We start from the raw sequence: 9979 nt of genomic DNA on the forward strand, positions 1-9979 counted from the left end.
CCACCCTCGGGGAGGCGTCTGTCGGTCGGTCGCGGGCGTGATGTACGTGTCCCGGAATCGGGCCAGGAGTCTCTTCGAACTCGCCGCACATCGCTTTACTCACCGAGCGAGTCTCAACATACTGAGTCGCCACACCTCGAGGTGATCATTGCGCACCATCTCGAGCCCCGAGCACTCGACGATGATCCCCAGGCACGGCGAAGACAGCCCCGAAGACAGCCCCGGAGACAGCCCCGGAGACAGCCAGGGGGACGGGGTTCTGGCCGAGCTCGGGGCCCTCGAGGCGCTCCGGGTGCAGCTCGAGGCCTCGCCCGGCTCCCCCGCCTCGTTTGGCCCGCTTCGCCTGGGCCGCTTCGAGCTGCGCGGCTGCGTGGGTCGCGGGGGGATGGGGCAGGTCTTCGAGGGCTGGGACCCGCAGCTGGAGCGGACCGTGGCGCTCAAGGTGCTGACCTGCGATCGGGCGAGCGCCGTGGCTCTGCGCGAGGCCCGGTGTCTGGCGCAGATAGCCCACCCAAACGTCGTGGCGGTCTACGACGTCGGCCGCTGCGGCGGCCTGGTCTATATCGCCATGGAGCTGGTCGACGGGCCAAACCTGCGCCAGTGGCTGGAGGAGCGGCCGCGGGCGTGGTCGGAGACCCTGGCGGTGTTGGTCGCGGCGTGCCGCGGGGTGGCGGCGGTCCACGAGGCGGGGCTGCTCCACGGTGACATCAAGCCGGGGAACGTGCTGATCGGGCGAGATGGGCGGGTGCGGGTCGCGGACTTTGGTCTGGCCCATCAGGAGGCGCGACGCGGCCTGGGCCTGCCGCGGGGACTCGAGGGGCTCGAGGGGCTCGAGGGGCTCGAGGTCCCCGGGCTGGACGTCGGGCTGGACGTCGGGCTGGGGGCTCGCGGGGGGCGGCGTGTCGGCGAACTCGTGGCCATGGCGGCGTCGGGGGTGGAGCTGGGCCTGGAGCCGTCGGAGTCGGGGGACTGGCGCCTGTTTCAGGCGCTCGTGGAGGCGCGGGGCCCCGCCGGTGGCGAGCCCTCGGTGCAGGTCGCTCGGCGTGAAGAGCCGGGGGAGGCCCCGGGTGAGGACAGAGCCGCGCCGACGGGCGGGACCTTGCCCTACATGGCGCCAGAGCGCCTGCTGGGCGCGCAGGTCGACGGCCGGGCCGATCAGTTTGGCCTGTGCGTCACCGCCTGGGAGGCGCTCTTTGGCGTGCGCCCCTTTCCGGGCGGCGCCGAGGCGCTCCTCGCTTGCCTGGCCACGGGCCGCGTCGCTCGGGGCAGCCCGCCCCGGGGCACGCCGCGTCGCCTGGAGGGGCTGCTCCAGCGCGGCCTGGCGGAGGACCCCGGGCAGCGCTGGCCCAGCGTGGCGGCCCTCGCAGAGGCCCTCGAGAAGGTCGAGGGTCCTCGTCGACGCTGGCGACGGCTGCGCCCGCGCCTGCTGGCCGGGGCTGGGGCCGCGGCCGTGCTGTCCGCGGTGGTCGGGGCCCTCGCGCCGCGGGTCCAGGCGGCCGAGTGTCGTGCGCACGCGCGGGTGATCGCGGCGGAGGGGGCGGTGGTGAGGCAGGTCGCCTTCGTGGACGAGGGGAGGGGCCGCGCGGGGATCGAGAGCGAGACCTTCGCGCGCTGGGGGCGAGACTGGGCCGCGCTGTGGCCGTCGCTGTGCGAGCGCCCGGATCCGGCGGTGGTCAGCTGTCTCGAGCGCGAGGGAGGGCGCTTCATCGCGGCGCTGGAGCTGCTCCAGCAGGCCGCGGGCAGCAAGGAGGTCGGCCGGAGGCTGCTCCTCGAGCTCGAGCCGCCGGCGCGCTGCCTGGGCCCCGCCAGCGCGCAGCGGAGGCGGGCCTCCGCGGTGGTGGCCGGCGGGCGTTGGCGGGCCGCTCCCAGCGTGGGGCCGGCGAGCCTGCGCCTCGAGCTGGCCGTGCGCACTGGGGCCCTCGGGGTGGCCCGCCGCGAGCTCGCGCGGGTCGATACGCTGGCCCGGGGAGGGGGGCTGCTGCTCGGGGCCGAGGAGCGCCTCGGCGGCGAGCGCTGGCGGGCTCGCCTGGTCGCCGAAGAGGGCGATCTCGGGGGCGCCGAGCAGATCCTCTCGCGGGCGCTGGCGCAGGCCGAGGCGCTGGCGGCAGACGGCCTCGAGCTCCACGTCGAGCTCCACGTCGAGCGCCTGCGCCTGTCCGCCGCCCAGGCCGAGGCGCAGCGACCAGGCGCCGGCCTGCCCGCGGCGCTGGCTCACCGCATCCTCAGCGACGACGCGCAGGTCGGCGCGCTGCTCGGCCGTGCCGCGCTCGACGAGCGCGCCCGCGTCGAGGCCGAGATCGAGCGTGGCCGCGCCCTCGTGCCCGTGGATCCCCGCGCCGCGCTGCGTCGCCTCGAGGTCGCGGACGCCTCCCTCGAGCACCTCGACGACGGCCCGCGCCGGCGCCTGGCCTGCGAGGCGGCCGTGGTCCGAGCGCGGGCGCAGCTGCAGGTGGACGACCCAGCCTCGGCCTTCGCCTCTGCGCACTGGGCCCGCGTCCAGGGCGAGGCCCTCTATGGCCTCGACGCGCCGGAGCTCGTCGATCCGCTGCGCCTCGAGGTCCTCGCGGCGGCGGGCATGGGGGCCCACGACGCGGCCAGGGAGGCCTTCGCGCGGCTGAGCTTCATCCTCGAGCGCCGCTCACCGGAGCGCCTGGCTGGCCTCGCTCGCGAGCTCGAGGGCGCGCTGCCCCTCGCCCGAGGCGACGAGCAGGGCTCCTTGCGAGAGGCCCTGCTCGTCTCCTTGCGGCAAGGCGTGTGCGCCGAGCCGCGCGCCTCCACGCCGCTCGTGGGCGGCCGAGAGTGAGCGCCTGATGCTGGTCTAGGCTGGGCTGGCGTCGAGGCACTCGACGACGCCGTCTTCCCAGGTCACGGCGCTGTAGCAGTAGATCAGCACGCCGCCGCACGGCCCGCCCATGGAGTCGTAGCAGTTCTCGAGGCCGTAACAGCACAGCGGCCAGCCCACGGGGACCGCCTCGGGGGGCAGCTCGACCTGCTCGAAGGGGCAGTCGAAGACCTCGCAAAACGCGGGCGCCTCCCACATGCAGGTCAGCGAGCCGTCGGGGTGGACCTCGGCGTAGTCGCAATAGTAGGGCTCGCGCTCGCCACAGCCCGAGAGCGACGGCTCGACGCAGTCCGCCCCGTCGCAGCAGACCTCGTCTCCCCACCAGGGCGCGAGATCCGGGCCGGTGGGCTCGCAGTAGGCCGGGTAGCCGTACGCGTCGAGCTCGGCGCAGCGATCGGGGGGCGTCTGCGCCGGGATGGCGGCCTCAGCGAAGAGCGAGGGCAGCAGGGCGCCGAGGCCCAAGCTGAGGGTGAGGGCGGCCAGCCAGCGCGGGTGCTTGATGTCGTGTTTGATGGTCATGGAGACCTTCATGTAGCGACAAAGGCCCGCGAAGGCGCCCCCGCGCGGCCGTCTCGACCGCGGCCTCGGGGGCCGCAGCGACCCGGCCGTGGGCGCGAGGCGACAGCCGAGGCCGTGCCCCGCGTCAGCCGGCAAGGCTGCCGGTCACAGCTCGAGGTAGCGGGCCTCGATGGCCTCGTTGCGCGCGGCCTCGTCCTCGCCTTGGCTCTTGACGCGACGCTTGCGACGACGCTGCTTGCGGGGCTCGAGGGCCTTGGGCTCGAGCTCGATCTTGGCGCCGAACAGCCACATGTAGCGCTTGCCGTCCTCGTTGCCGCCGCCGATCAGCCAAAAGAGCGCGCGCCAGTGTAGCGCGGGCGGCTGCCCCTCGCCCTCGCGCGTCCAGGTGGCGAGGCCGGGGCCGATCACCTGGGTGTGCTTCTCGGGGGTGTCGCGGCGGACGTAGAGCGCAGGCACGACCTGGGTCGAGGTCTGCTTGCGAGCCACGCGGACGTCGTACCAGAGGAAGGCGCCGATCGAGACGCGGCGCTTTTCGTTGTTGAAGTGCCACAGCAGCGGGAACTGGACCGCGTTGTCGTGACGCTCGTTGTGGTGGCGGACGAAGAGCCCGGGGATGACCGCCGTCCAGGCCTCGCCCTTGCCGATGTTGTTGTCGCGGACGTAGAGCGGCAGCAGCCAGTGCAGGCGGCGCTGCTTGTAGCTGTCTTGCAGGAAGAAGATCGGCGGCACCACGGCGGTGCTGACCTTGTGCGGACGCTTGAACTGCCACACGAGCAGGGTCGACTGCCACCAGCTGCGATCTTCGTTGTGCCGCCCGATGTAGAGCGGGGGCAGGACCCAGGTCGTGCTGATGTCCTTGTAGGGCTTGCCCTGGGCATCCTTCCGGTAGCCCTTGTGGTAGGCGAAGATCGGCCACGCGAAGGTGGTGTGCTGCTCGTTGGTCACCTTGCGGTAGATCAGCGGCGCGTACCAGGTCAGCTCCTTGCCGGGCTTTTGCGCCGCGCCGCCGAGCAGCGTGAAGAACTTGAAGCCCTCGGGGCTGCGCTCGGCCCAGTACAGCGCCAGCGCCGAGTGGGTCCGCCGGCCCTTGCCGTCCTTGCCGTAGAAGAACAGCGGGAAGCTGCCCCACAGGGTGTAGCGATCGGCGGGGTCGTCGTCCTTTTGGAAGCCGCCCTTTTGGTAGCGGAAGAGCAGCGGGACGACGCCGGTGAACCGGTAGTTCTTGTGCAGCCGGTGGATGTCGTAGAACAGCGGGAAGGCGACGCCGGCCTTGGTGAAGTCGTTCTTGCCGTGGGTGCCGACGACGAAGGGGAAGGCCATCCACACCCGGCGCCCGTTGGCCTGCACGCGGTCGAACCACACCGGCAGGGCCACGGTCGTGCGCTCGCGCTTGAGCTTGTTCTCGAGGCTGACGATCAGCGGCGGGACGACGAGCAGCCGGCGCTTGGGCGAGTCCTCCCAGTAGCTCAGCGGGCCGAAGCCGGTGATCAGCTTCTCGCGGGTCAGCCGGTGGTAGAAGGGCCCGGCGACCAGGGTGTGGGTCTGGCGGATCCGGTCGCGGGACCAGAACATGAAGAAGCTGGCGTCGACGTCGACGCCGTCTTTTTGGCGCTGGCCAAAGTAGAAGGGCACGACCGCCAGGTTGTTGCGCGGCCGCTCCCCGCGGATCGAGGACCGCCAGACCAGCGGGGTCCACACGTCGAGGTCGCGCTCGGGTCGACGGTCGCGCAAGAAGAGCGGGAACACGGAGGTGGTCGCGCCGGTCTGCTGGCCGTCGGTGAAGCGGCGCTCGTGGTGGATGATCGGCAGCAGGCCGCCGCCGCGCTTGTCCTCGCGCTCGAAGCCGTAGGCGAGGGCGCCGAGCCAGGTGGTGCCATCGGGCCGACGCAGGGCGCCGCCCAGGGGCGTGATGTGCAGGGTCTGCTCGCCGCGCTGGCGCCGGTAGTAGAGCGGGAAGAGCACCGAGTCGCGCTGGCGGATCGTCGCGGCTTCACCCTCGACTCCACCCTCGACTCCACCCTCGACTCCACCAGGAGCCGGGAGATCGCGGCGCACGTCCCAGGCGATCAGCCCGGCGCCGAGCACCCGGCTGGTCGGCGTTTTTGTGCGCACGAAGAGCGGCCAGATCGTGCGCTCGGTCTGCTCGACCTTGTCCTCGACGTGGCCAAAGAGCAGGCCGGGGATGACCGCGTAGCGGTAGCGCTCGTCGTTGGCGGCGACGAAGAGGGGCGGGAGGCCGGTGCGGAAGCCGGTCGCGCGCTTTTGGAAGTAGTAGGGGCCGAGCACCCAGGAGTCGTGCTGGTGCTCGGGGTCGCGGTCACGCACGTGCCAGAACAGCGGCGTGACGACCTGGTAGCGCTTGCTGCCGTTGCGGCCCGCGAAGGTCAGCAGCGGCGGGACGCCGAAGCGCGCGCGCTCCTGGCCGAGCTTGCTGCGATAGACCAGCGGCCCCACGCCCCAGGCGCTGCGGGCGTGCGCGGGATCGACGGCGCCAGTGGCCAGGGGATCTTGGTTGTTGAACCGCCAAAACACCCCGCCGAGCACGAACTGGCGGCTGCGCAGAGGCGAGTGGTGCACCCAGGTCAGCAGCGGGAGCGAGCCGCCGCCTCCGCCTCCGCTGCGCTCGCGCCAAAACGAGAACGCCAGGCTGTGCATGGCGAAGCGCTCGGGGCTGCGCCGCCACAGGGCCAGGGGAGCGAGGATGCTCAGCGAGGAATCATTGCGCCGGTCGGCGAAGCGCCACCACAGCGGGGCGCCCCAGGAGATGTGCTGATCGGGATCGCTGATCGATCCGCCGATGCCCGCGACCCAGGTCGTGCGCTCGCGGATCAGATCGCGGTGGCGCCAGACCAGCGGCGTGAACGACATCAGGTCGCGCTCGGGGTTGCGATCGCGGAAGGTCAGCAGCGGCGGGATCGCCCACGCCGACTTGCCGCGGGCCGCGTCCGAGCGCTGCACCCAGGGGATCGTCCACAGCTCCTTGCGGTTGCCGAACTCCCGGCTCTGCCAGTGAAAGAAAGGCAGCAAGGTGCGGTGCGAGGTGCCCTTGGCCAGGTTCTTGCCGCCGAAGTAGAGCGGGCTGGCGTCGATGGTCTTGAGCCCCCGCTGAAAGCGGAAGTAGACCGGCGCGAACACGAAGTGGCGACGATCGTTGTCGACGTTGTCGTCGTCGAGGTTGCGGTTGCCGTACCAGGCGAGCAGGCCCGAGACGCCAAAGAGCTGGTCGGGGGCCTTCTTGTGGAAGTGCAGCGGGAAGACGAAGAGGTTCTTGACGTACTTGTTGCCCCACCACCACACGAGCGGGAACTGGCCAAAGTTGAACTGCTCGCCGACGCGGCGGTAGCCCATCAGCAAGGGGATGGCCGCCCACACCGACTTGTGCTCGGAGAACCCGCCAAAGTAGAGCACCAGCGGGTTCATCCACCGCTTCTTGCCCTTGCGCTTGGCGTAGTAGGCCATGGTGAAGCTCAGGTCCCAGTGGGCGAGCTTCTCGGGGTGGTCGAGCTTGGGCTTGCGGTGGACGTAGAGCGGCGGGAAGGTCAGCGCCGTCGTGGTGTGGGTGTCGTAGTCGCGCTTCAGCCAAAAGGGCGGGATCGTGCGCTTGCTGAGCAGCTCGGGCGTCTGAAGCTCGAGCTCGATTTTGGGGGCGTCCTCCTCGTCCTCCGCGTCGCCGCGCGGCTGCTCGAGCAGCGCGTCGTCCTCGTCGACCTCCTCTTCGTCACCCTCACCCTCGGCGGCGCCGGGCGTCGGCTCGGGGCGCGTGGGGATGGTCGCGCCTGCGCCAGGCGGGGCGCTGAGCACAGGGGAGGGGCCGGCCAGGGGGGCGACGAGCTGATCGAAGGGCGAGCTCCCGCCGTGACCCAAGGTGCGGCCGTCGAGATCGACGCCGCCAGGTCCGGCGGCATCGGCTTCGCTGGGGGCGAGGGTCGTCAGGCCCACGGCCGCGAGCAGGGAGAGGGCCGAGGCGAGGGCACGGGGACGCCAGGCCTGTCGGCGAGGATCGGGGCTCGGGTCCGCGGCTCGGCGGGGGCGGATGCGTGGGCGCAGGCTCATCGAAGGGGGAGGGCGGACCGGCGCTGGCGGATTGGCTTGCGCGCGTAGACAGCTGGCCGGCCGAAGTCGCGCGAGGGTATGCGAAGCGACCGGCTTGGGCCAGATCTGGCGGGCGGGGCGCATTGGCCGCGAGTTGGCCCCAGTTCGTGCGCTCGCCTCCGTGCGCAGGGCTTCGAGTCGACGTCTTGTCTCCTCTGCCGCGCTGTACTAGACCGCCCCCTTCGAATGTCCGACTCGCACGACCTCGGCAAGGCGCAAGCCCCCAGCGACGACGCGCTGATCCTCGATCTCGACCAGCTCGAAGAGGGCCGGCACGAGCGCGAGGCGGAGCTCAGCCCTGCGTGGATCGCCGAGGCCCTGTCCGGGACCGACGCGAGCGTGGGCGAGGCCGGGACGGCGCGGCTGGAGATCGACATCCAGTCGGATCGCACGGTCCTCGTCCGCGGGCGCGTCGCGCTGGACTACACCGTGCCTTGCGCGCGCTGCCTCGACCCGGCCAAGGTCGACGTGGGCGCCGAGGTCGGAGATCTCTGCGTGACCTACGTGCCGGCCGAGCGCCTGCGCGTGTGGGCCCAGGTCGAGGGCGGCAGCGAGGACGATGACGACATCGATCCCCTCGAGAGCGAGGAGCTCGATCAGATCGGCTACCAGGGGCACGTCGTGGATCTCCGCGCGCTGCTGGCCGAGCAGGTGCTCCTGACCTACCCGATGCGCGCGCTGTGTGAGCGCGGCGAGGCCTGCCGCGGCCTGTGTGTCCACTGCGGCGCGAACCTCAACGTCGCCGCTGGCACCAGCCAGGGCGAGCAGAGCGACGACGAGCGCTGCCCCAGCTGTGGCAAGCGCCTCGACGGCCGCGACGATGAAGGCGCTGACACTCCGTGGAAGCGCGCCCTGTCCAAGCTGGGTGGGAAACCACCCACTTCGTGAGCTGCCTCGCTGTCAAAAGGCAGCGGCGCTCTTCCATCTTTTCTCTTAACCGTTCAGAATCCGCCCCCCGAGGAGCCCCCATGGCCGTCCCCAAGAAGCGTAAGTCCAAGTCCCGACGCGACATGCGTCGCGCCAACCACGACCGCCGCAGCGCGCCGGTGCTCTCGCCCTGCCCCAACTGCGAGGAGCTGATGCTCAGCCACCGCGTGTGCCCGGCCTGCGGGTTCTACAAGGGCCGCCAGGTCGTCGAGGTCGAGCAGGACTAGGTACCGGCTCGCCTGCGAGCCCAGCTGGCCGCGTTCGGGGGATCCCGTTGAGCGCGGCCATTTGTATTGGTTCTTCGGGCCGAGATCGGGCTCTCGTGTAGGGCCCGGGCGCCTGTGCCCATCGCGGACATCGGGTCATGATGTCGGGTATGAGCCCCGCCCGCCTGAGCCTCGACGCCTTTGGGACCGACCTCCGCCCGGAGGTCGAGCTGCGCGCGGCGGTCCTCGCCGCGGAGGCCGGCCTGAGCCTGGATCTCGTCGGGGATCGGGCGCTGCTCGAACCTGGCCTGGCTCGCGTGCTGCGGGCTCGCGCTGCGGGCCTGGAGCTCGAGTCGGGCCTGGATCGGCCGATCCAAGCCGAGCCCGCGGCCATCGATGACGCCCGCCTCGCCGCGCTCGAGGCCGCGCTCGCCGAGCGCGTGGCGATCGTCCACGCGCCGGATCAGATCACCATGGACGAGAGCCCCGCGCGGGCCGTTCGCGCCAAGCCGGCGTCTTCGATGCTCGTCGCCGTGGATCGCGTCGCGTCGGGCGCCACCACCGGGATCGTCTCCGCAGGAAGCTCGGGCGCGCTCCTCGCCGCGGGGCTCTTTCGCCTCGGGCGGATCTCCGGAGTCGATCGCCCCGCGATCCTCACGGCTTTTCCCCGGGTGAGCCTGAGCATGAACGCCGCCGCACCCCAAGTGGGCAGCTCGGATCGCACATTGGTCCTCGACGCCGGCGCCAACGTCGACTGTCGTCCCCTCAACCTGGTGCAGTTTGCCGTGATGGGGGCGGTCGTCGCCAGGGTCGCGTCGGGGATCGAGCGGCCCAAGGTCGGCCTGCTGTGCAACGGGAGCGAGCCGGGAAAAGGCACGGCCCTGACCCGGCAGACCCACGAGCTGCTCCAACGCTGGCCGAGCGCGGCCTTCGAGTACGTCGGGCTGGTCGAGCCGGGGGCCGTGTTTGGCGACACCTGCGACGTGGCCGTTTGCGACGGCTGGACTGGAAACATGCTGCTCAAGCTCGGCGAGGGCGCCATGGTCAGCTGGTCGGCGATGCTGCGCGAGCAGTTGCGCGGTGAATCCCTCTCACCTGCGATCGCGTCCGCGCTGTCCTCCCTGGAGGCGCGCGTGGATCCTAGTTCCACTGGCGGTGCGCCGCTGATCGGGGTCGACGGGACGCTCATCATTTGCCACGGTGCGTCTCGACCACGAGCGCTCGTCAACGCCTTGCTGATGGCGCGCCAAGCCGACGATCGCAAGCTCGGCGAGGCCCTCGCCGGAGCCCTGGGCGATCACCAGGGGCTCTTCGACGACGCTCGGGTCCAACGTTAGACCGCCAGACCAGTGAGCGAACCCGTGATGAACGAGCAGACGACGACCGCGTTCAA

The 9979-nt window shown here is 71.6% G+C and carries 6 protein-coding genes; 4 read left to right on the forward strand and 2 right to left on the reverse strand.

What is annotated here, in order from left to right:
* Positions 1 to 148: 148 nt before the first annotated feature.
* On the forward strand, positions 149 to 2803 hold the full coding sequence (locus G6O69_RS37070) for a serine/threonine-protein kinase (RefSeq protein ID WP_172306471.1): 2655 nt from the start codon (positions 149 to 151) through the stop codon (positions 2801 to 2803).
* Between the two features lie 15 nt (positions 2804 to 2818).
* On the opposite strand, the gene G6O69_RS37075 is transcribed toward G6O69_RS37070, so the two are convergent.
* Together G6O69_RS37075 and G6O69_RS37080 are read right to left on the reverse strand one after the other, a co-directional pair.
* Positions 2819 to 3361, reverse strand: a complete 543-nt coding sequence (locus G6O69_RS37075) for a hypothetical protein (RefSeq protein WP_172306472.1) — start codon at positions 3359 to 3361, stop codon at positions 2819 to 2821.
* A 144-nt stretch (positions 3362 to 3505) separates the two neighbouring features.
* Positions 3506 to 7414 carry a hypothetical protein gene (locus tag G6O69_RS37080; protein WP_172306473.1) on the reverse strand — a complete coding sequence of 1303 codons (3909 nt, stop codon included), beginning with the start codon at positions 7412 to 7414 and terminating at the stop codon, positions 3506 to 3508.
* Between the two features lie 225 nt (positions 7415 to 7639).
* On the opposite strand from G6O69_RS37080, the gene G6O69_RS37085 reads away from it, so the two are divergent.
* The 3 genes from G6O69_RS37085 (at position 7640) to G6O69_RS37095 (ending at position 9923) form a co-directional block, all read left to right on the forward strand.
* Positions 7640 to 8341: a DUF177 domain-containing protein gene (locus tag G6O69_RS37085; RefSeq protein ID WP_172306474.1), complete on the forward strand. Its 702-nt coding sequence runs from the start codon at positions 7640 to 7642 to the stop codon at positions 8339 to 8341.
* A gap of 80 nt (positions 8342 to 8421) precedes the next feature.
* Positions 8422 to 8607, forward strand: a complete 186-nt coding sequence (gene rpmF, locus G6O69_RS37090) for a 50S ribosomal protein L32 (protein ID WP_172306475.1) — start codon at positions 8422 to 8424, stop codon at positions 8605 to 8607.
* A 149-nt stretch (positions 8608 to 8756) separates the two neighbouring features.
* Positions 8757 to 9923 (forward strand): phosphate acyltransferase, encoded by a 1167-nt coding sequence (locus tag G6O69_RS37095; protein WP_172306476.1) that lies wholly within the window; start codon positions 8757 to 8759, stop codon positions 9921 to 9923.
* Positions 9924 to 9979 lie beyond the last annotated feature (56 nt).

The sequence above is a fragment of the Pseudenhygromyxa sp. WMMC2535 genome, assembly GCF_011083025.2.

Bases quoted from the DNA above. Each gene is read 5' to 3' on its own strand.
- G6O69_RS37080 (WP_172306473.1), bottom strand. From the start codon at position 7,414: ATGAGCCTGCGCCCACGCATCCGCCCCCGCCGAGCCGCGGACCCGAGC.
- rpmF (WP_172306475.1), top strand. From the start codon at position 8,422: ATGGCCGTCCCCAAGAAGCGTAAGTCCAAGTCCCGACGCGACATGCGT.
- G6O69_RS37085 (WP_172306474.1), top strand. From the start codon at position 7,640: ATGTCCGACTCGCACGACCTCGGCAAGGCGCAAGCCCCCAGCGACGAC.
- G6O69_RS37095 (WP_172306476.1), top strand. From the start codon at position 8,757: ATGAGCCCCGCCCGCCTGAGCCTCGACGCCTTTGGGACCGACCTCCGC.
- G6O69_RS37075 (WP_172306472.1), bottom strand. From the start codon at position 3,361: ATGACCATCAAACACGACATCAAGCACCCGCGCTGGCTGGCCGCCCTC.